At 40.2% G+C, this 19514-nt stretch carries 28 protein-coding genes; 26 read left to right on the top strand and 2 right to left on the bottom strand.

Annotated elements, in window-relative coordinates:
- Positions 1-70: 70 nt before the first annotated feature.
- From NSQ36_RS12445 to udk, 11 genes are all read left to right on the top strand, one after another.
- Complete coding sequence (locus NSQ36_RS12445; RefSeq protein ID WP_034620648.1) at positions 71-337, top strand: IreB family regulatory phosphoprotein; 267 nt, start codon at positions 71-73, stop codon at positions 335-337.
- 3 nt (positions 338-340) lie between these two features.
- Positions 341-757 carry a Holliday junction resolvase RuvX gene (gene ruvX, locus NSQ36_RS12440; protein ID WP_003216519.1) on the top strand — a complete coding sequence of 139 codons (417 nt, stop codon included), beginning with the start codon at positions 341-343 and terminating at the stop codon, positions 755-757.
- A 15-nt stretch (positions 758-772) separates the two neighbouring features.
- On the top strand, positions 773-1057 hold the full coding sequence (locus NSQ36_RS12435) for a DUF1292 domain-containing protein (protein ID WP_003216483.1): 285 nt from the start codon (positions 773-775) through the stop codon (positions 1055-1057).
- 155 nt (positions 1058-1212) lie between these two features.
- On the top strand, positions 1213-1779 hold the full coding sequence (locus NSQ36_RS12430) for a biotin transporter BioY (protein WP_212046160.1): 567 nt from the start codon (positions 1213-1215) through the stop codon (positions 1777-1779).
- On the top strand, positions 1776-3239 hold the full coding sequence (locus tag NSQ36_RS12425) for an acyl-CoA synthetase (protein ID WP_212046159.1): 1464 nt from the start codon (positions 1776-1778) through the stop codon (positions 3237-3239). The genes NSQ36_RS12430 and NSQ36_RS12425 overlap by 4 nt, the downstream gene beginning before the upstream one ends.
- Positions 3227-4315, top strand: coding sequence for an acetyl-CoA C-acyltransferase (locus tag NSQ36_RS12420; RefSeq protein WP_339205869.1), 1089 nt, complete (start codon positions 3227-3229; stop codon positions 4313-4315). The genes NSQ36_RS12425 and NSQ36_RS12420 overlap by 13 nt, the downstream gene beginning before the upstream one ends.
- Before the next feature lie 73 nt (positions 4316-4388).
- Entirely contained in the window at positions 4389-5471 is a 1083-nt protein-coding gene (gene mltG / locus NSQ36_RS12415; protein WP_339205867.1) for an endolytic transglycosylase MltG, read from the top strand.
- A 210-nt stretch (positions 5472-5681) separates the two neighbouring features.
- A complete protein-coding gene (locus tag NSQ36_RS12410; protein WP_003216230.1) occupies positions 5682-6347 on the top strand; it encodes an O-methyltransferase in 666 nt (221 codons plus the stop codon).
- Entirely contained in the window at positions 6344-7273 is a 930-nt protein-coding gene (locus tag NSQ36_RS12405; protein ID WP_212046157.1) for a peptidase U32 family protein, read from the top strand. Before NSQ36_RS12410 ends, NSQ36_RS12405 begins: the two co-directional genes overlap by 4 nt.
- A gap of 20 nt (positions 7274-7293) precedes the next feature.
- Positions 7294-8562 (top strand): U32 family peptidase, encoded by a 1269-nt coding sequence (locus NSQ36_RS12400; RefSeq protein ID WP_106035309.1) that lies wholly within the window; start codon positions 7294-7296, stop codon positions 8560-8562.
- A gap of 7 nt (positions 8563-8569) precedes the next feature.
- Entirely contained in the window at positions 8570-9196 is a 627-nt protein-coding gene (gene udk, locus NSQ36_RS12395) for a uridine kinase (RefSeq protein WP_003216283.1), read from the top strand.
- Between the two features lie 71 nt (positions 9197-9267).
- Here the strand turns inward: udk and NSQ36_RS12390 are convergent, their stop codons facing one another.
- Positions 9268-10428 carry a tyrosine-type recombinase/integrase gene (locus NSQ36_RS12390; protein WP_339205865.1) on the bottom strand — a complete coding sequence of 387 codons (1161 nt, stop codon included), beginning with the start codon at positions 10426-10428 and terminating at the stop codon, positions 9268-9270.
- A gap of 277 nt (positions 10429-10705) precedes the next feature.
- On the opposite strand from NSQ36_RS12390, the gene NSQ36_RS12385 reads away from it, so the two are divergent.
- Both NSQ36_RS12385 and NSQ36_RS12380 read left to right on the top strand, forming a co-directional pair.
- Complete coding sequence (locus NSQ36_RS12385; protein ID WP_339205864.1) at positions 10706-11803, top strand: AimR family lysis-lysogeny pheromone receptor; 1098 nt, start codon at positions 10706-10708, stop codon at positions 11801-11803.
- A gap of 19 nt (positions 11804-11822) precedes the next feature.
- The gene (locus NSQ36_RS12380; protein WP_003216737.1) at positions 11823-11948 is read left to right on the top strand and encodes a hypothetical protein; all 126 of its coding nucleotides are present in this window, start codon (positions 11823-11825) and stop codon (positions 11946-11948) included.
- A gap of 198 nt (positions 11949-12146) precedes the next feature.
- Here NSQ36_RS12380 and NSQ36_RS12375 read toward each other — a convergent pair whose 3' ends face one another.
- Positions 12147-12545, bottom strand: coding sequence for a helix-turn-helix transcriptional regulator (locus NSQ36_RS12375; protein WP_003216602.1), 399 nt, complete (start codon positions 12543-12545; stop codon positions 12147-12149).
- Between the two features lie 175 nt (positions 12546-12720).
- On the opposite strand from NSQ36_RS12375, the gene NSQ36_RS12370 reads away from it, so the two are divergent.
- The 13 genes from NSQ36_RS12370 to NSQ36_RS12310 all read left to right on the top strand — a co-directional run bounded on the left by NSQ36_RS12370 (position 12721) and on the right by NSQ36_RS12310 (position 19500).
- Positions 12721-12924: a helix-turn-helix transcriptional regulator gene (locus NSQ36_RS12370; RefSeq protein WP_339205862.1), complete on the top strand. Its 204-nt coding sequence runs from the start codon at positions 12721-12723 to the stop codon at positions 12922-12924.
- Between the two features lie 40 nt (positions 12925-12964).
- Positions 12965-13282 (top strand): hypothetical protein, encoded by a 318-nt coding sequence (locus NSQ36_RS12365; RefSeq protein WP_003216657.1) that lies wholly within the window; start codon positions 12965-12967, stop codon positions 13280-13282.
- Positions 13283-13331: 49 nt separating this feature from the next.
- The gene (locus NSQ36_RS12360) at positions 13332-13508 is read left to right on the top strand and encodes a hypothetical protein (RefSeq protein ID WP_339205861.1); all 177 of its coding nucleotides are present in this window, start codon (positions 13332-13334) and stop codon (positions 13506-13508) included.
- A 60-nt stretch (positions 13509-13568) separates the two neighbouring features.
- A complete protein-coding gene (locus NSQ36_RS12355) occupies positions 13569-14420 on the top strand; it encodes a conserved phage C-terminal domain-containing protein (protein ID WP_339205859.1) in 852 nt (283 codons plus the stop codon).
- On the top strand, positions 14359-15225 hold the full coding sequence (locus NSQ36_RS12350; protein WP_339205858.1) for an AAA family ATPase: 867 nt from the start codon (positions 14359-14361) through the stop codon (positions 15223-15225). Before NSQ36_RS12355 ends, NSQ36_RS12350 begins: the two co-directional genes overlap by 62 nt.
- A 249-nt stretch (positions 15226-15474) precedes the next feature.
- Positions 15475-16005, top strand: coding sequence for a hypothetical protein (locus NSQ36_RS12345; protein ID WP_339205856.1), 531 nt, complete (start codon positions 15475-15477; stop codon positions 16003-16005).
- 108 nt (positions 16006-16113) lie between these two features.
- Positions 16114-16248: a BH0509 family protein gene (locus NSQ36_RS12340; protein WP_140356209.1), complete on the top strand. Its 135-nt coding sequence runs from the start codon at positions 16114-16116 to the stop codon at positions 16246-16248.
- A 15-nt stretch (positions 16249-16263) separates the two neighbouring features.
- Positions 16264-16437 carry a hypothetical protein gene (locus NSQ36_RS12335; protein WP_339205855.1) on the top strand — a complete coding sequence of 58 codons (174 nt, stop codon included), beginning with the start codon at positions 16264-16266 and terminating at the stop codon, positions 16435-16437.
- Positions 16438-16502: 65 nt separating this feature from the next.
- The gene (locus tag NSQ36_RS12330; protein ID WP_117731257.1) at positions 16503-16712 is read left to right on the top strand and encodes an XtrA/YqaO family protein; all 210 of its coding nucleotides are present in this window, start codon (positions 16503-16505) and stop codon (positions 16710-16712) included.
- 34 nt (positions 16713-16746) lie between these two features.
- Positions 16747-16995, top strand: a complete 249-nt coding sequence (locus tag NSQ36_RS12325; RefSeq protein ID WP_339205853.1) for a hypothetical protein — start codon at positions 16747-16749, stop codon at positions 16993-16995.
- Entirely contained in the window at positions 16992-17240 is a 249-nt protein-coding gene (locus NSQ36_RS12320; RefSeq protein ID WP_339205852.1) for a hypothetical protein, read from the top strand. The genes NSQ36_RS12325 and NSQ36_RS12320 overlap by 4 nt, the downstream gene beginning before the upstream one ends.
- Positions 17237-18493, top strand: coding sequence for a DNA cytosine methyltransferase (locus NSQ36_RS12315; protein WP_339205850.1), 1257 nt, complete (start codon positions 17237-17239; stop codon positions 18491-18493). Before NSQ36_RS12320 ends, NSQ36_RS12315 begins: the two co-directional genes overlap by 4 nt.
- Positions 18494-18513: 20 nt before the next feature.
- A complete protein-coding gene (locus tag NSQ36_RS12310) occupies positions 18514-19500 on the top strand; it encodes a site-specific DNA-methyltransferase (RefSeq protein WP_339205848.1) in 987 nt (328 codons plus the stop codon).
- Positions 19501-19514: the final 14 nt, after the last annotated feature.

Raw genomic sequence — 19514 nt, 5'->3', positions numbered from 1 at the left:
AATAATGGTATTAGATGAGCGGTTAGAAAAAGCTTGCTAGTAGAATGTTGGAAGAGAGGTGCAAGAAGCAGTGAGTTCATTTGATAAGACAATGAAGTTTAACTTCTCTGATGATTCAGCTGAAACCAATGTGAATGAAGTGCTCATTAAAGTACATGACGCACTCCAAGAAAAAGGATACAACCCGATCAATCAAATTGTCGGATACTTGCTGTCAGGCGACCCTGCTTATATTCCAAGACATCAGGATGCTCGCAACCTAATTCGTAAACTAGAACGAGACGAATTAATTGAGGAATTGGTTAAATCGTACTTAGAGACACATAAAGAGGCGTAAAACATGAGAATTTTAGGCTTAGATTTAGGCACGAAAACCCTTGGTGTTGCGATCAGTGATGAAATGGGCTGGACAGCGCAAGGGATTGAAACAATTAAAATTGATGAAGCAGGCGGAGACTTCGGTCTCAGCCGCCTGTCCGAGATCGTCTCGCAATATGGAACGGATAAAATTGTACTTGGTTTTCCAAAAAATATGAACGGTACGGTCGGTCCTAGAGGCGAAGCCAGCCAATCATTTGCGAAAGTGTTAGAAAACACGTACAATGTTCCTGTTGTGCTTTGGGACGAGCGCCTGTCGACAATGGCAGCGGAAAAAATGCTCATCTCTGCAGATGTGAGCAGACAAAAGCGTAAAAAAGTCATTGATAAAATGGCGGCTGTTATGATCCTGCAAGGGTACTTAGACAGCTTAAATTAAAATGAGGTGAATCAAATGGAACACGGAGAAAAGCAAATTACAATCGTTGATGATAATGGAAATGAACAGCTTTGCGAAGTACTATTTACTTTTGAAAGCGACCATTTTAACAAATCATATGTTCTTTACTACCCAATTTCTGAGCAAGACAATGAAGAAATTGAAATTCATGCATCAAGCTTCACGCCGAACGAAAACGGTGAAGATGGCGAGCTAGAGCCTATTGAAACGGATGAAGAGTGGGACATGATTGAAGAAACGTTAAATACGTTCTTAGATCAAGAAGAAGACGAAGAATAGAACGAATAAAAGGCCTGTGAACGGATCTTAGTGATCTTTCTTCACAGGTCTTTTTTTACAATCATTATGTTAACTTTTGTTTATTTTAAGTTGACATAAAGAGCTGTACCTTTTACTCTATTTTTAACAACAAATTGAGTGAGGGGCATGAAATATTGAAAATCCAAGACATGATGCAAATGGCGCTAATGACTGCGGTTATCGGGATGTTAGGATTGATCCCGCCGATTTTACTTACGTTTACACCTGTACCCATCACATTGCAAACGGCAGGTCTTTTGCTTGCTGGGGGTCTGTTAAAGCCAAAACAGGCACTGATCAGTTTACTTCTGTTTCTTTTGGTTGTGGCAGCTGGGGCACCCCTTTTGTCAGGTGGGAGAGGCGGAATAGGGGTCTTTTTTGGACCAAGCGGTGGATTTTTACTTGCCTATCCAGTGGCTGCCTTCATGATTAGTTTGTGGATCAACCGACTAAAAAAAGTGACCGCTCTGCGTCTTTTTATGATCTTTGCGGTATGCAGTATCGGAATTTTGTATGTATGCGGCATTCCTTTTCAAGCGATGATGATGGATATCAAGGTCACTCAGGCAGCTCTTCTTAGTCTGATTTATATTCCAGGTGATTTCATCAAAGCGGGCATATGTGCCGTTCTCACGGTGAAAATCATTTCGGCCATGTCATATCGAAAAAGGGATGTGCATAAAGGGAGGCGTGCAGTTTGAATAGAATAACGGAATGCTATGCATCACATGCAGAAATGAACCCAGATCATATCGCCATCATTGATGGACAAGAAAGGATCACTTATCAAGATTGGTATGAGCGTGTCCGGCTATCAGCGCAATGGTTACAACAAACGGCTCATGAGCAAAAAAGAGTCGCTTTTTTATTATCAAATGGTGCTTCTTTTCTCCAAATATTTGCTGGCGCTGCTTCTGCAGGGTGGACAGCTATCCCGCTTGATACGAGATGGAGCCGTGAGGAATGTGTTGAAAAGCTTTTGTTAAGTGAGGCAGCTCTCGTCATTATCGAGGATCGATATTTAAATAGATTTGAAAAGTACAGCGAATACATGCAGGTTCTTTCTTTATCTGAATGGAAGGAAAAAATGAGCCTCATCACACAAGGTCCATTTAACAAATGCGACAGCGAGATCGACCCTATCTTTTATATGGGATTTACGTCAGGCTCAACGGGTTCGCCTAAGGCCTTTATCAGGCGTCAGCAGTCATGGATCGAAAGCTTTCGAACGACAGCCGGTACATTTGGAATCACTCATCAAGATCATGTTCTGATAGCAGGCACACTCTTATCCTCTCACTTTTTATATGGTGCCATCAGTACATTATACTTTGGCGGCACAGTGACGCTTTTAGAAAAATTTACGCCAGTGAAAGCGAAAAAAACCTTACAGACAGGAGACATTACTGTGATGTATACTGTCCCGACAATGACAGAATCGTTGCTGGAAATAGACGCTTTTGCGAGAGACAATTCGCTTCTTGTCATATCATCTGGAGCAGATTGGGGCATTCCTTCAAAGAAACAACTCGTGACCAACTATCCGCATGTGACATTTTTTGATTTTTACGGCACATCAGAGCTAAGCTTTGTTTCCTACTTATCTTCAAATGACTTTCTACAAAAGCCTTCTTCTGTCGGACGGCCTTTCTCTCCCATTCAAATTGAAGTGAGGCGAGCTGATCAAACTGTCTGCCAGCCAAATGAGACAGGAAGAATTTATGTGAAGAGCCCGATGTCTTTTGCAGGCTACTTACATGAAGTGAAACCGCCGGAAGAGTGGATAACCGTTTATGATATGGGCTGGCTGGATGAAGACGGCTATTTGTATATGAGCGGCCGTGAAAATGGCATGATCGTCTATGGAGGGCTGAATATTTTTCCAGAGGAAATTGAGCGTGTGCTAAATGAACAGCCAGAGGTGAAGCGATCGGTTGTAGTTGGCGTTCCTGACCCATATTGGGGTGAAATCCCTGTTGCCATTATTGAACAAGGACAGCACACAAAGACGGTTCGGCAAGCTGTCAAAGAAAAACTTGCGGCCTACAAGGTGCCTAAAAAATGGCTTGTCATTGATCAAATAATTGAAACATCCGGCGGAAAAATAGCACGTGCCAGCATGAAAAAGTGGGCAGAGGAGCAGATGTCATGCAAGCAGTAATCGTACAAGCAAAACGGACACCCTTCGGTGATAAAAACGGGATGCTGAAGGATTATCGTCCAGAGCAATTAGCCGCGCCTCTTATTCAGTATTTGTCTAAAGGGATGACACCGGACGACATCATATTAGGAAATGTTGTAGGAGGCGGCGGAAATATGGCCCGTCTGTCTTCATTAGAAGCAGGGCTTTCTTTAGGAGTGCCCGGTATGACGGTTGATAGGCAGTGTGCCTCTGGTCTAGAAGCAATCCGAACAGCTTGCGTCATGGTTCGATCAGGGGAAGGCTCAATGTATATCGCTGGCGGGACTGAGAGCATATCCAGATCACCAATGAAAGAAAGAGCACGCTTTTCTCCGGAATGGATAGGAGATCCGTCTATGGGAGAAGCAGCAGAGCTAACGGCTTCTAGATTTTCCGTCACAAGAAAAGAACAAGATGACTATGCACTTTTAAGCTGGGAAAGAAGTATAGACGCAATCAAACGTGGTACATATTCTGAAGAAATCGTTTCGATTGACGGACTGAGCATAGATGAAGCGGCTGCGAAAATAAGGCCGATGGCGAAACTGATCCAGCGGGCAAAGCCTATATTTTCACCGGGAAAAGGATCTGTGACTGCCGCCAATAGCTGCAAAGAAGCAGATGGTGCAGCAGCGGTCGTTGTGATGGAAAGAGCGCTAGCGGAGGCGAATGGATTTCAGCCAATGCTGCGATATGCCGGAAGTGCTGTGGCGGCGATGCATCCCGATTTTCCAGCTGCTGCGCCGATTGATGCGATGAAGAAACTTCTAGATCAAGAGAAAATCAAGGCAGAGGATGTCGCACTGTTTGAAATCAATGAAGCTTTTGCTCTGAAAATAGCGCTGATTGCTCGTACGCTGGATATTCCTTATTACCGAATCAATAAAAGAGGCGGTGCACTTTGTCTTGGGCATCCATATAGCGCATCGGGCGCTGCGATGATGGTGAGACTATTTTACGAAGCGCGCACCTTACCGATTGGAAGCTATGTCATAGCTGCTATTGGGAGCGGTGGCGGCGTTGGTTTAGCCGTATTATGTCAAGTTCTGTCATGACATGCATGAGCAAGTAATTGCCGAACTCCGTCGAATCATGTACTATAAAAGCTAGATGTGAGGAGGGCCATGCATGTTTTCAGAACAAAAGAAACGACCATTTTTCAAAAGGAAAATGGGGATCGTCCTGTTATCTGTCCTTGCTGTCATCATCATTGCAGCATTATCAGGCTTTTTATATGTTAAATCAGCACTTGGACCGGTCGATCAAAAAAGCAAACAAACGATTAATATTCATATTCCTAATGGGACATCAGTCCGTGAGATTGCGGGCATTTTAAAAGCAAATGGGCTCATTTCGAATGACACGATTTTTACTTATTATGCAAAATACAAAAATGCGTCCGGCTTTAAAGCAGGATACTTTCATTTGAAACAAACGATGGACGCAGACACGCTGATTCAAAAGCTGACATCTGGAGGGACAGACTACGCCTTTCAGCTTGTGATTCCAGAAGGAAAACAGCTGTCTGATATTGCGGCAGTTATTGCAAACCAGACGAATTTTTCAGCGAAGGAAGTGGAAGCGAAGCTAGATGATCCAGCGTTTATTCAAACGTTAATGAAAAAATATCCGAAAACGGTGACTTCACAGGTAAATGGCAAACAGGTGAAACATCCGTTAGAAGGTTATTTATTCCCTGCGACGTATCCATTTTATCGTGAGGATGAATCACTCGAAACGATCATTGAAACAATGATTAAACAAACAGATCAATACGTGAAAACGTATGAAAAAGACATGAAAAAGAGAAACATGTCCATACATGATGTGTTAACGATGGCATCACTGATTGAAATGGAAGCAACGGAAAAGACGGATCGTGCAAAAATCTCCAGTGTTTTTTATAACCGGTTGAAAAAGGACATGCCGCTTCAAACCGATCCAACCGTTCTCTATGCACTAGGTGAGCATAAATCCCGTGTTTATTACAAAGACCTTAAGGTGAAATCGCCTTATAATACGTATAACAACAAGGGACTGCCGCCTGGACCTATTGCAAATGCTGGCGAATCTTCATGGAAAGCCGCACTGCATCCAGATAAAACAGATTATGTGTACTTCCTTGCGAAGAAAGATGGAGAAGTCGTCTTTACAAAAACGTTAAATGAGCACAACAAAGCGAAAGCCAAATACATCACAGGCAGCAATTAATGTACATGTGAATCGAAAAAGACTGTAGACAATACAAGATTGCCTGCAGTTTTTTTCGTTGGAATATCCATTTTATAGGTTCGCAATTACCACTTCTTTGTGGTAAAATATATCGGGTTGTTTTACTTAGATGAACGAAAGATTGACGAGAAAGAGAGCTGCAACAGGCAGGACTCTTCTTTTTCAGGTCATGAAGGAGCTAGACAAATAATGACTATCGAAGATGATCAAATGAATGATTATATTGAACATTTAATTCACCCAAGTCCTGATGCAATCGCTCAATTAGAGGCATATGCAAAAGAGCATCATGTGCCAATTATGGAAAAGGTGAGCATTGAACTTTTACTGCAGCTGCTGTCGATGAAGAAGCCGAAGAAAATTCTTGAGGTTGGGACAGCGATAGGCTACTCCGCCATTCGAATGGCGACAGCTCTACCAGCTGCTGAAATTTTTACGATTGAGCGAAATGCGAAACGCTATGAAGAAGCGACACGGAACATTGAGGAATTAAAGTTAAAAGAAAGAATACACGTGTTCTTTGGTGATGCCATGGAATCGGCTAAAACAGTCCAAACGATGGCGCCCTATGATGTGATCTTTATTGATGCCGCAAAAGGGCAGTACAAACGTTTTTTTGAGCTGTTTGAACCGATGCTTGCTCATGACGGAATGATTATTACAGACAACGTATTATTTAAAGGCTTAGTGGCAACGAACTATGAAGAAGAAATAGAAGATAAAAGAAAAAAACAATTAATTGGAAAAATTGATCGATACAATCAATGGCTTATGTCAAACCCCGATTTCCAAACGTGCATTATTCCAGTGGGAGACGGGATCGCCATTAGTACAAAAAGAGGTGACCAATCATGAAAAAACCAGAATTGCTTGTGACGCCAAGCAAGGTGTCAGATGTACTGCCATTAATCGAGGCGGGAGCTGATGCATTCTTAATAGGCGAACAAACATACGGTATTCGTCTTGCAGGCGAGTTTTCAAGAGAAGATGTGAAACAGACGGCTCTGCTTGCACATGCGCAGCACAAAAAAGTGTATGTGGCGATGAATGCGATTTTTCATAATGATCGTGTGCAGCTGCTTGGAGATTACTTAACCTTTCTCGACGCATTAAACGTAGACGGCGTCGTCTTTGGAGACCCAGCTGTGATCATGGCCGCCAAAGAAGCAGGGGTAAGCCTGAATCTCCACTGGAGTACAGAAACGACTGGGACAAACTACTACACTTGTAACTACTGGGGCAGAAAAGGTGCAACGCGTGCTGTTCTTGCCAAAGAACTGAATATGGACAGTGTCATAGACATCAAAGAAAATGCCGAGGTGGAAATCGAAATTCAAGTCCATGGCATGACATGTATGTTCCAATCAAAACGTACGCTCATTGGCAACTACTTTGAATATCAGGGCAAACAAATGGACGTCGAAGGCAGAAATATGGAGGAAGGACTATTCCTTCATGATCAAGAGCGTCAAAACAAATACCCTATTTTCGAGGATGCAAACGGCACTCATATTATGAGTCCAAATGATGTGTGTATGATTGATGAATTAGAGGAATTTGTTGATGCAGGCATTGACTCATTTAAAATTGACGGAATTTTAAAGTCACTTTCTTATATGACAGAGGTGACGTCTCTATATAGAAAAGCAATTGATTTATTAGCGACTGACAAAGACGCGTATGAAGATCAGAAAGAGGACTGGGTGAAGCGGATTGAAGAGATTCAGCCAGTGAATCGTTCAATTGATACAGGGTTCTTCTTTAAAGAAACGGTTTATTAATAGAAGAGGAGGCAGAGGAAATGGCACTATTGAAAGATGGTATTTCTGAAATGATTGACGGGAAACGTGTCATTACAAAAAAACCAGAACTGCTTGCACCAGCAGGAAACTTGGAAAAGCTGAAAATTGCTGTACATTACGGAGCAGACGCTGTCTTTATAGGCGGAAAAGAATTTGGACTTCGTTCAAATGCCGATAACTTTTCAATTGAGGAAATGGCTGAAGGTGTTGCATTTGCAAAAAAATACGGTGCACGAATCTATGTGACAACGAATATCTTTGCCCACAACGAAAACATGGACGGGCTGGAGGAATACCTTCAAGGGATTGAAGGCGCTGGAGTAGCGGGCATTATTGTGGCTGACCCGCTGATCATTGAAACGTGTAAACGTGTCGCACCGAAGCTTGAAGTCCATTTAAGCACACAGCAATCTCTTTCGAACTGGAAAGCTGTTCAGTTTTGGAAAGAAGAAGGGCTTGAGCGTGTGGTGCTGGCTCGCGAGACAAGTGCGCTTGAAATTAGAGAAATGAAAGAAAAGGTCGATATTGAAATTGAAACGTTCATTCACGGTGCGATGTGTATTGCTTACTCTGGCCGCTGCGTGCTCAGTAACCATATGACGGCAAGAGATTCTAACCGCGGGGGCTGCTGCCAGTCCTGCCGCTGGGATTATGATCTTTATAAACTAGAAGGTTCTGAGGAAGCGCCATTATTTGGAGAGGAAGACGCATCATTTGCGATGAGTCCAAAAGACTTAAAGCTTGTCGAATCCATTCCTCAAATGATCGAAATGGGAATTGACAGCTTGAAAATCGAAGGGCGAATGAAATCAATTCATTATGTGGCAACTGTCGTGAGTGTGTATCGCAAAGTCATCGACGCCTATTGTGCGGACCCGGACAATTTTGTCATTGAGCAGGAATGGTTAGATGAATTAGATAAATGTGCAAACCGTGACACAGCACCAGCCTTTTTTGAAGGTGTACCAGGAACGGATGAGCAAATGTTTGGCATTCATGGAAAGAAAACGACTTTTGATTTCGCAGGTCTCGTTCTTCATTATGATGAAAAAGAACAAATCGTCACATTGCAGCAGCGTAACTTCTTTAAAGCTGGTGACGAAGTCGAATTTTTCGGACCAGAAATTGAGAATTTCACATGCAAAATTGAGACGATTTGGGATGAAAAAGGAAATGAACTAGATGCTGCTCGTCATCCGCTACAAATCGTCAAATTCAAGCTAGATCAAAAAGTATACCCAAGCAACATGATGAGAAAGGGGAAATAACAGGCACATGAGGAGTAAACCAGTTGTCATTGGGATTGCTGGCGGCTCGGGTTCAGGTAAAACGAGCGTCACCAATTCAATCTATGAAAAATTTAAAGGACATTCCATCCTCATGCTTCAGCAAGATTTATATTACAAAAATCAAAGTCATATGCCATTTGAAGAGCGTCTGCTTACGAACTATGATCATCCGCTCGCATTCGACAATGACCTGATGTTTGAGCATTTGGAACAGCTCTTAAAGTACGAATCCATTGAAAAACCAATATATGATTTCAAGCTCAACACACGTTCAGAAGAGACTGTCCATGTTGAACCAAAGGATGTTATCATTGTTGAAGGCATCTTTGCACTAGAAGACGAACGTCTAAGAGACTTAATGGATATTAAACTGTATGTCGATACAGATGCAGATCTTCGCATCATTCGCCGCATTTTACGCGATACGAAAGAAAGAGGCCGTTCAATCGATTCTGTGATTGAACAGTATGTATCTGTTGTCAGACCCATGCATAATCAATTCATTGAACCGACAAAGCGATACGCTGACATCATCATCCCAGAAGGCGGCCAAAACCATGTGGCGATTGACTTAATGGTGACAAAAATTCAAACGATTCTTCAAGATCGTTGATTTAATAGGGGTGTAATCAAGTGAGCAAAGTGTAATTAGATGACTTTGCCCACTTTCTGCCCACAAATATTCTAAAAAATATCATTTGCTATTGCGTTAAACTGTATAACAGATTCTATTTTTGTTTCACGCATTACGTGCGAATAGACATCAAGAGTGGTTTTGGAGCTAGAGTGGCCCAAGCGCCTTTGTGCTTCTTTAAGGTCTATTCCTGCTGCAAAAAGCAAAGACGCATATGTGTGTCTAAGATTGTGGGGTGTTATTTTTGTAACACCCGCCTTTTTTATATAGGTGGCCATTCTATAATTGAAGTTTCGAGCCGGTTCAGGCATTCCAGAATTATCAGCGAAAACGAAATCTTCATCTTTGTATAGTTCGCCCACATCATTCTTTACTTGTTCCTGAACGTTCTTTAAAATCCTTAATTGCATTATGACTTGAGGTGGCACAGGTACATTTCGAATAGACGATTCAGTTTTGGGACTGAGTAATTCATAATTGCTCTTTAAATCTTTTTCTCTAAAAAGAGTGTATCTCACTTTAATCTCCGATTTTTTAAAGTCTACTTTATCCCATGTCAATGCAACTGCTTCACCTATCCTTAACCCCGAATAAATGAGCAGGAGAAACATAGCTAAATCTCTGGGCCGCCCTTTTCTGCTGACAACTTGAAGGAATAGTTTTATTTCTTCTTTCTCCCAAAATTTCATATCCTTTAGATCTTCATCTAATTCCTCTACTTTTTTCTCTTTTGCCTTTTTCGGAAGATTCACGGCATGAATTGGATTTTCCTTAAAGTAAGAATCTCGCACAGCTTCTCTGATCATCATATTAAAAACTTGATGAATATTAGTTAATGTGTTTTTAGCATACTCTGGTGCGATCTTATTCAGAAAGCCTTCATATATTTTTTCTGTAACATCCTTAACTCTGCATGAGCCTAAGTTCTTCTTAATTACAATTATGCTATCGTACCTGCTGTCCCAAGAAGATTTCTTAACCGTTAATTTGTATTTCTCAAACCACAAATCAATGTAAGAGGAAATAGTTATATTATCATCTTTTCGGACAAAATCACCATTGATTTCAGCTTGAACAATTGCAGCTTCGGTAGCAGCTTCTTTCTTTGTTCTAAATCCTTTTTTAGACTTCTCCCTTCGCTTTTGGGTAACTGGGTCGTAGTAAGGTATTCTGTATTCCCAGTCTTTTCCCCGCTGCCTAAAACTCACCACTGTATTCTCACTCCATTTGCATTGTAAAATATTGAATAATCCACTTTTAAATAATCATACATATTTTTTCTCAAAGTTGATAGATATTGGATAAAATAATCCGATTAAAATTATTCTAACAACGCAAAAAAGGACCATTCCTGTGAGGAATGTGGTATAATTAAGAAAAGAAGTAATATTTTGAATAATTATTTTCCTGTTCTTATTTTGATTCTTTCGTCAATTATCGACAACATTTTCTATTTTAGTGTGCTAAATTGTTTTGAAAGGTGATCATATGTACAATGCCGTTAAGAATGAAACAAATATTAGATATGTACTGAAAAAACACTTAGAAAAAACGGAAAGATCTCAAAATGGTATTGCAAAAGCAATTGGTATAACTAAGGGTTATATGAGTAAATTTTTCTCTGGTAAAGAAATAGCTTTTTGGATGGTCGTTGAAACAGTTAGAGCAATTTTACCGGATAAAGAAAAACAATTGATGAAGGATTATGCAAAAAGCGGGTTTGATAAAAAATACATATATTGTGCTTTGGAATATTATTACACCAACCAAATGTACAATGAGATAAGATATTTAATTGTAAATTACTCTTCGGTAGCACGAGATGCTTGTGATGCTTACCTTTTTGCTCTGAATTTTAGGGAATCTTTTAAACCACTTGATCATCAAAAAGCTCTAAAAAATCTCCGAGCAAATACACCAGAAGGTCAGACATTATTAGAGATTTTCGAATCATATGTCCATTATAATATTGGAAAATACGACTTGAGTTTGTTTTCAATCGATAGAGCAAAAGGATGTTTACAAAAAGTCACCGATCCTTTTTTAAAGAAGAGTTTTCAAGCAAGAATTGATGAGATCCTTGCAAACACTTATCTTAAACAAGAAAACAATATTAAGAGAGCACGGGATTCAGCGCATTCATTAATGAAAACTGGTATTAGTAAAAGCCATATAATGACCGCGACTTACTTAATTGGTCTGTCATACTTTTATGAGTCATATAATATATCCTTTGATTATTATAAAAAGCTTTTAGAATTGTACGAGGACTTCCCAGAAAGAGCAGATGAAATAATTCAAAACAAAGAAGAAATTGCTATACTTCAATATTACTGGTTAAATAAGATCGACGAGGAATTCAATGTGACAAATTTTACTCAGGTTTTAAGCGAAGATAAGTCACTTTCCCTTTATTATATTGATAAAACCTTGCGTCCTTACGCGTATTTGTTCGATGGAATTAGAGAGGGAAGGGCAGATAAAGTTTTGTTATCTTTGCATTTTTTTTCAGAACAGCGTGATTACTTTAGAGCCAATATACCCAAGATCCAGTTGCAAAAAATGGATTTAGACCTTACACTTTAAAGGTCAGGGGGGTGAATATATGAAATTGTTTACAAGTTTGTTCTTAGTATTAATTGTTGTTTTAGCGGCCGGTGTAAAAGAAGCTGACACAAACAGCGCAAACGATATGATTTATCAAACAAAAGAAGTAAGAGTAGGAATGTAAAAAAGACGTTACCATAAATGGTATCGTCTTTCGTGTTTTAAAGAGGTGTTTCCTGTTTTCGAAAAATCACAAAATAGGAAACACCTACAAATTAGAGGGGGTTAATACATTTTGTCTAGTTACGAACAGCTTGTTGAAAAAATAGAGAAAGAAATATCCAAAATAAAGAAACTGAAAGAAGAGAGCAAAAAAAAATAATCAGTCTTTGTCTTTTAAATAATTCTCTCTTAAATTTCTTAGTTCCTTAAGACGATCTATTACATATTTAATTTCTTCTTTTGTGATTTCAGAACCGTTATCATGTACAAGGTTCAGTTTTTCAAGATCATTAATATTTATATGTTTATTTGAAAGTAATTCGTTCTCATTTTCAGTAAAACTATTTATGCTTTCTTCATCAAAAAATAAATAAGAACTATGTACATCAAAATAATCAGCTATTTGATTTATAACCTTAACAGATGGCGTTTGTGTATTATTTTCGATTCTAGATAAATAACTTTGAGATATGCCTATTTCTTTAGCAGCATCTTCTACAGTTTTTTTCTTTTTTAATCTTAGACGTTTCACTGCATAACCTATTTTTCTGTTCTCCATTTTTAAACCACCTTTGATCGTAACAGTTTAACCAACAGATATATAATCAATATATATTTATTATATCACAGTGACTTTCCAGACGGGAATAATTCTTTTAAAAAAGACTTGTCACGAATATTCCTGTGTGGTATATTTGTTTTACATTCCTGATAGGAATATTTGGAGGTGCCATGTGATTGATTTAAATGAACTAGCTAGAATGTTGAAAAAGAAGAGGAAAGAAAGTGGTCTTTCTCAAGAAGATTTCGCTGAAAAATTGGGCTTTACAGGGTCCTATATTTCAAGGCTTGAAAATGGAAAAGTTTCACCCACTTTTAAAAGTTTAGTGCAAATTTCAGAACATATTGGCATAAAAGCCAAACTTTTTTTTGGATAGTTTCATACCTATCAGGAATTAAGAGAGAGGAGGAGATTTTTTGAAATTCGAACTCGAAGCATCTGATCTTGAAAAAATCACAAACGATGTTATTGCTAATGTAAGTGCTGCATTAATTCCAAAAATTGAAGAGATGTTTATGGTTATTTCTTCTCAAGATGAATTGCTAACAAAAAAGCAGGTATACGAAAACATCTTAAAATGTACTGCTGCTACAGCAGACGAACTTTACTTTAATCGACCGGATTTTCCGACACTGGATTTGCCTAGTTTACCTGGCGTCCCGCGTCAGCATAAAAGATATTCACGAAAGGCTGTGGAAGCTTGGATTGCAGCAAACACAAAGGGACGACCATAAAACTCAAATCATTGTTGTGAATCAATTCAAATAAGGCGGAGGTTAGATCATGAATAAAAAAACAAGTGAACCTAAAGTTGGCAGTAAGAAAAAGAGAAAAAGTAATTTGTTTGTCGGAGAAGTTTTCTTTGGAACAGAAGACAGAGAGAAACTTTTTACTGAGGCTGTGGCGCCTTATTACACACCAGTAAAAAAAGAAAAGACAAAAAAATCTAAAGAGGCTTGAAACATTTTGTTTCACCTTTTTTGAAGGACAAGCCTAATCATAAAAAGAGGTGAGTAACTCGTGGCAAAATTTCGCCAAGTCTATACAACATTTTGGAATGATCCGAAGGTTACTGAAGAAATGACACCAGAGGACAGATACTTTTATTTGTATCTCATCACTAATCCAAACACTACTCAAATTGGTGTGTACTCAATTACAAAAAAACAAATGGCTTTTGATTTAGGGTATTCCATCGAGTCAATAAACAGCCTTATGGATCGATTCGAAAACCATCATGAATTAATTGTTTATAACAACGAAACAAGAGAATTAGCTATAAAAAATTGGGCTAAATACAACCTGAATAAAGGTGGAAAACCAGTACTGGATTGTATTGCAAAGGAATTAAGAGAGATCAAAGATAAATCGCTAATACGACTGGTTTATGCATATGTGAAAAATGACAGTATAAGGGAGTTGTTTGAACGATACGTCAACGACTCGTCAACGATACGTCAACGACAAGTGGACAATAAGAAGAATAATAATAAGAAGAATAAGAAGAATAATAAAGATATATTGTCGGGAAACCCGACTGCGGATGAATCAGAAATCCCATTCAAACTCATAACGGATCTTCTCAATCAAATGTCAGAGAAAAATTACCGTCACACCACACCAAAGACACAGCAACTAATAAAAGCAAGATGGAACGAGGGATTCAGATTCGAGGATTTTAAAAAGGTCATCTTAGCAAAGTGCTATGAATGGCGTGATAATCCTGACATGAGTAAATTCCTTCGTCCTGAAACACTTTTCGGGACAAAGTTTGAAGGTTACTTAAACAACAGTGATGAGGTGATAAAGCGTGCACAGCATAAAGGCGGTGGCAGCGGAAGTCTTAAACGAAAAAATGACCTTCCATTCTGATTACTGTAATAAGCACACATACACCCGTGGCAGTGAAGATGTTGTAAAACCTGTACGAATGATGGTGATGAATGGAAAAGTCATCTGTCCTAGATGTGAGTTGGAAGAAGAGTCAAAGAAGTTGCAAAAAGACTTAGAAAGTCAAATTGAATATAGCCAGCGACAGAAAAAATTTAACACGTTGGAAAAACGCAGCATGTTCAGAGATCGAACTGTCTCACAAGCAACATTTGATAATTACAACGTTGCTGAGCCAGAAGAGACAAAGAATAAAAACCGCATGCTTGATCTTGTTAAACACTTGCAACAAGGTGAAGTGTTCAACATATTTTTGCAGGGCCATCCGGGAGTGGGAAAGAGTCACCTTGCATATGCAGCACTTAGAGAGCTTAATGTGCCTCCTGATCCCGACAACCCTAAAGACAAAGGTAGATCCTGTTTGTTTATCAATATGGAAGATGCTGCTACGGCAATTAAAGATTCATTCAGTAACAAAGAGAGCAAGTACACAGAAGCATATGTGACTCAGTTGATGGGTGAAGCAGATTATCTCGTGATAGATGACATCGGTGCAGAAACAGGGTCAGAACATTCGGATAGTAAAGCCAGCGATTTCATTCATCGTCTCATCTACAAAGTAACATCTGCTCGGCAGGATAAAGTGACGATTTATACAACAAACCTCACTAGCGAAAAGCTGTATCAAATGTATGACAGCAAGCTAGTATCGCGCATCACCCAAAAACAGCAGTACATCATTTTTAAAGACACATCGGACAAGCGTAAAGAAGTATTGCCGTTCTAAAGGAGTGTAAGCATGAACAGTATCATCACTTTCGAGAAGGTTGATAGTTTAATAGATCAGCTGCAAGCAAGTCTGAATGAGTATGAAAAACACAAGGAGGAACGAACATGAAAAAAGGCGGTAGAAAGCCCACGAGAGCCGAAAGGAAGTAAATGGGTTGAACCCACTTTATTGGCTCGTAGAAAGGAATCTAACAACATCTGTGCATATTGTGCACAAAGAGGTCGGTCGCAGAAAGGAAATTGTGAAATGAGTGTCACTAGAATCATTTTGGATCATGTCAATTTTGAATGGACGATTGTTGGCCTTAAACGTTTTCTTGATTACTGGTACGAAGGCAGGTCGATCGAAGTGATGGCAGAGTTATTTAACCGACCATCAGAAGAAGTGTTAATACTGATGATTGATTTTAGCAAGCGTGGAAAGATCAAGGAGCGTCCGAACGGTGTCGGCGCAAACGAGCCTATGAATATTAAAAAAAGCGTTATGAATTCAAAAAAGAGAGAGTTACGCAAACTGTTCGAGGGTCAGCCGGTTTATCAAGCTTGTCCAAACTGCGATTTCATATGGGATGAAAAAGACATCATCTCTTTTAGACAAATGTGGCAGGACCATGAACCGATCAGACACATCGCAAATCGTTTGGCCCGCAATGCCGATGACATCCTGTTGCTGATACTTGATCAAGCAGAGTTGGGCAAGATCGAACCACGTAAAGGTGGAGTTTTTGGAAAGGAAGACAAGCAGAATGAAGAAAAAGAGCATCTTGTTGCCATTTGAAAAAGCGACAGCACGGCAGTTGGAAGTGATTGCGCGGTATGAGGTTTGTCCAAAACAGCTAAAGACAGCAGCCATGCGCCACCTCAAAAAGAGGGGAGGCATCAAGTGATGACCAGTGAAGATAGAGCGTTAATGATTGAGTGGTTGAGCCTCACTAATGTTGGTCGCGAATATTGCGAAAAACTATCAGACGAAGAACTCGAAAGAATCTATAATCTCAACGTGCCGCAGCGTGACGAATAAAAGGAGGTGAGCATATTGGAAACTGTAGTGAATCCATACAAAGCAGGTCCAGTTAAATCGTGGGTTATGTCAGAGGATGAACTAGAAGCATATAGGCAGCAACACCCACCAAAGCCATATAAAAAGAGACTCAAACGTAAAGACTGGCGTTGGCAGCGCACAGATCAATCCGTCGAGTCTCAGCGGTAGAATTCACATCAAAATGTGAGTAATTAAGCCCATGAATCTTAATTATATCACATGGAGTGATCAAAGTGAATGAACCACAACGAATCACATTAGAAAAAAACGACCTTTTTTCAGCTGATGTTGAACCCGGGAAAATTCAAGTGATTGTCCTAGACGGTATTAACAACACGGCTCATATAACAGAAGCACCAGAACATGGACACACGATAATCGAAACCATTAAAGGCAAATTAGATCGAATACGTTTTGACTACGGATTCAAATTCAATAAATAAGCAGGGGTTCATCCCCTGCGGGGGAGGAATTGCAATGTTATCAAAAGATCAAATAAACGTTGACCTCTTTGATGAGGTAACACGTTTGAAAAGAGAATTAGAGAAAAAGAATTATCAGCTCAACACATTTGCAATGCTTTTCTCAAATGAACTGAATTGGGAGCAGCAACATTTCAAAAAAACTAAAGATGAGTTTCATAGAGGCGGATTCGCAGCCATGAAAAACATTGAGAAGCAATATGAACATGCTTTTGGAAAGCGATTGGACGGTGAAAGAGTATGAGTCTACCAAAACACGTTGAACTGTCACAGGCCGTCAAAGCCTGCAAAAACAAAGCGATGACGATTGATGATGCAGCTGCATTTCTAGGTGTACCCACATTTTTTGTACCAGTGCTTGCTGATTGTTGTCCTGATCTGATCATAGAGGGCAATGTCGTCATGGCAAAGCGTGAGTCAAACGGACCTGTCATATTCACTCTTCTGTTTTTCATGGGGATCATTGCTGTCGCTGGGTTGATGCAATGAAACAGATTGATCTTTTTAGAGAAATCATAGTGGACAATTTTGCAGGAGGAGGCGGAGCAAGCACAGGCATCGAGCTTGCGACAGGGTTATCAGTTGATATAGCCATCAATCATGATCCTGCTGCCATTGCAATGCATGAGGTGAACCATCCTGACACGGAACATTATTGTGAATCTGTGTGGGATGTTGATCCGAAACAAGCAGTTAAAGGGCGAAAAGTTGGTCTAGCATGGTTTTCCCCTGACTGTACACACCATTCAAAGGCCAAAGGCGGCAAGCCTGTAAAACAGAGTATCAGGGGGCTTGCGTGGATTGCTGTTAGATGGGCGATAGCGGTAAAACCACGCGTCATCATGCTTGAGAACGTTGAGGAATTCAAAGATTGGGGGCCTGTCTCTAAAGAAGGTAAACCGATCAAGGAACAAAAGGGACAGACATTTCAATCATTCGTCAAAACGCTGGAATCACTTGGGTATGGAGTGCAGTTCAGAGAGTTAACAGCCTGCGACTATGGAGCGCCAACCATAAGAAAAAGATTCTTCATGGTTGCAAGATGTGACGGAAAAGAAATCGTATGGCCGAAGCCAACGCATGGAGATCCCAAAAGTCTTCTTGTTCAAACGGGAAAGCTCAAGCCGTGGCGATCGTCTTACGAGATTATAGATTGGTCCATAGGGGTGCCTAGCATATTCAGCAGAAAACGGCCTCTTGTTGAAAATACGATGAAACGAATCAAAAGAGGTATTGATAAATTCATCGTAAACAATCCAAGTCCTGTAATGGTGCCGGATAAGAGCAAAGCGGCATTCTTGATCAGCTATTACACTGAGCAATCCGAAAAGGATGTAAGAGGCCTTTCACTTGATCGACCATTACACACAATCACAGCTGGCGGCAATAGATTCGGGCTAGTGACCGTTGCATTTTTGACTAAGTATTACGGTCAAGGAGTAGGACAGCGATTAGATGAGCCATTGCATACCATTACAACCAAAGACCGTTTTGCCTTAACAACTGTTTGCACAAATGGTCAGAGGATCGCAGACATCGGATTGCGTATGTTGCAACCAAACGAACTATTTGCAGGGCAGGGGTTCCCGCCTGGATATACATTTAACATCGGTAATAAATCGGATCAAATACGCAGGGTGGGAAATAGTGTTCCGCCGCAATTTGCAGAGCAGCTGGTGCGGGCTAACCTTCCTGAGATGTGCGTACCTGAACACATGAACAAATATAGCAAAGCAAACTAACAGCTGGGAGGGGGTGCCGCATGGACCTGAATCAGATAATTCAAGGTGATTGCATAAAAGTTGTTCAATCGCTGCCACCGGATACAATTCAAACCGTGATCACAAGCCCGCCTTATTGGGGGTTAAGAGACTATGGCATGAATGAACAAATCGGTTTAGAAGAAACTGTTCAAGAATACATTCAAAAAATCGTTTCTTTATTCAGAGAGATTAAGAGAGTTCTAAAGGATGATGGCACTGTCTGGCTGAATCTAGGTGACGCTTATGCTGGAAGCGGTCGCGGGAGAATTGCAAACGGACAAGCGCATCCAGGTATTGAACATAAACAGTCTGTTGGTCAAAGAAGCGGCGTTATAAATCTATCGAACAAAATAGCGGGATTAAAACCAAAAGATTTAATAGGCTTGCCGTGGCGTGTCGCTTTCGCTCTTCAAGAAGATGGCTGGTACCTGAGAAAAGACATTGTTTGGAACAAACCCAATGCCATGCCTGAGAGTGTGAGAGATAGGCCGACAAGCTCACATGAATATATTTTTCTTCTCTCAAAGTCACAACAGTATTATTACGATCATGAAGCAATTAAAGAAGACGCTGCTTACAAACCGTTTCCGGATCCACCAAGAGGATCAAAAGGGGCATTTGGAATGGAGCAACAAGGGCGAAGAGAAGACAAGCCCCGTGGTTCATTCAAAGGAAAGTATGGTGACTTAGCATTCAGAGCTATCAGAAATAAGCGGAATAAGCGTTCAGTCTGGACCGTTGCAACCAAGCCAACTAAAGAGGCTCATTTTGCAACATATCCAGTGGAACTGATAGAGCCGTGTGTATTAGCTGGCTGCCCTGTTGATGGCATTATATTGGATCCATTCATGGGATCAGGAACAACGGGCATAGCGGCACTCAAGCATAGTAGAAATTTTATCGGAATTGAATTGAATCCTGAATATATAAAGATCGCAAATAAACGCTTAAACGGAGTGCAAATTGAACTGTTGCATCACTTATAAACAGCCTAGCGGCT

The sequence above is a fragment of the Bacillus sp. FSL W8-1143 genome, from assembly GCF_037965155.1.
Classification (GTDB): Bacteria; Bacillota; Bacilli; order Bacillales; family Bacillaceae; genus Bacillus; species Bacillus pumilus.
This window is presented reverse-complemented; position numbering and strand designations above follow the sequence as displayed.

Excerpts from the sequence above, each read along its gene's own strand:
- NSQ36_RS12325 (WP_339205853.1), top strand. The coding sequence starts at position 16,747 with ATGTTATCAAAAGATCAAATAAACGTTGACCTCTTTGATGAGGTAACA.
- NSQ36_RS12400 (WP_106035309.1), top strand. The coding sequence starts at position 7,294 with ATGGCACTATTGAAAGATGGTATTTCTGAAATGATTGACGGGAAACGT.
- NSQ36_RS12435 (WP_003216483.1), top strand. The coding sequence starts at position 773 with ATGGAACACGGAGAAAAGCAAATTACAATCGTTGATGATAATGGAAAT.
- NSQ36_RS12380 (WP_003216737.1), top strand. The coding sequence starts at position 11,823 with ATGAAATTGTTTACAAGTTTGTTCTTAGTATTAATTGTTGTTTTAGCG.
- NSQ36_RS12360 (WP_339205861.1), top strand. The coding sequence starts at position 13,332 with ATGAATAAAAAAACAAGTGAACCTAAAGTTGGCAGTAAGAAAAAGAGA.
- NSQ36_RS12410 (WP_003216230.1), top strand. The coding sequence starts at position 5,682 with ATGACTATCGAAGATGATCAAATGAATGATTATATTGAACATTTAATT.
- NSQ36_RS12320 (WP_339205852.1), top strand. The coding sequence starts at position 16,992 with ATGAGTCTACCAAAACACGTTGAACTGTCACAGGCCGTCAAAGCCTGC.
- ruvX (WP_003216519.1), top strand. The coding sequence starts at position 341 with ATGAGAATTTTAGGCTTAGATTTAGGCACGAAAACCCTTGGTGTTGCG.
- NSQ36_RS12340 (WP_140356209.1), top strand. The coding sequence starts at position 16,114 with ATGACCAGTGAAGATAGAGCGTTAATGATTGAGTGGTTGAGCCTCACT.
- mltG (WP_339205867.1), top strand. The coding sequence starts at position 4,389 with ATGTTTTCAGAACAAAAGAAACGACCATTTTTCAAAAGGAAAATGGGG.
- NSQ36_RS12375 (WP_003216602.1), bottom strand. The coding sequence starts at position 12,545 with ATGGAGAACAGAAAAATAGGTTATGCAGTGAAACGTCTAAGATTAAAA.
- NSQ36_RS12345 (WP_339205856.1), top strand. The coding sequence starts at position 15,475 with ATGAGTGTCACTAGAATCATTTTGGATCATGTCAATTTTGAATGGACG.
- NSQ36_RS12420 (WP_339205869.1), top strand. The coding sequence starts at position 3,227 with ATGCAAGCAGTAATCGTACAAGCAAAACGGACACCCTTCGGTGATAAA.
- NSQ36_RS12315 (WP_339205850.1), top strand. The coding sequence starts at position 17,237 with ATGAAACAGATTGATCTTTTTAGAGAAATCATAGTGGACAATTTTGCA.
- NSQ36_RS12385 (WP_339205864.1), top strand. The coding sequence starts at position 10,706 with ATGTACAATGCCGTTAAGAATGAAACAAATATTAGATATGTACTGAAA.
- udk (WP_003216283.1), top strand. The coding sequence starts at position 8,570 with ATGAGGAGTAAACCAGTTGTCATTGGGATTGCTGGCGGCTCGGGTTCA.
- NSQ36_RS12310 (WP_339205848.1), top strand. The coding sequence starts at position 18,514 with ATGGACCTGAATCAGATAATTCAAGGTGATTGCATAAAAGTTGTTCAA.
- NSQ36_RS12405 (WP_212046157.1), top strand. The coding sequence starts at position 6,344 with ATGAAAAAACCAGAATTGCTTGTGACGCCAAGCAAGGTGTCAGATGTA.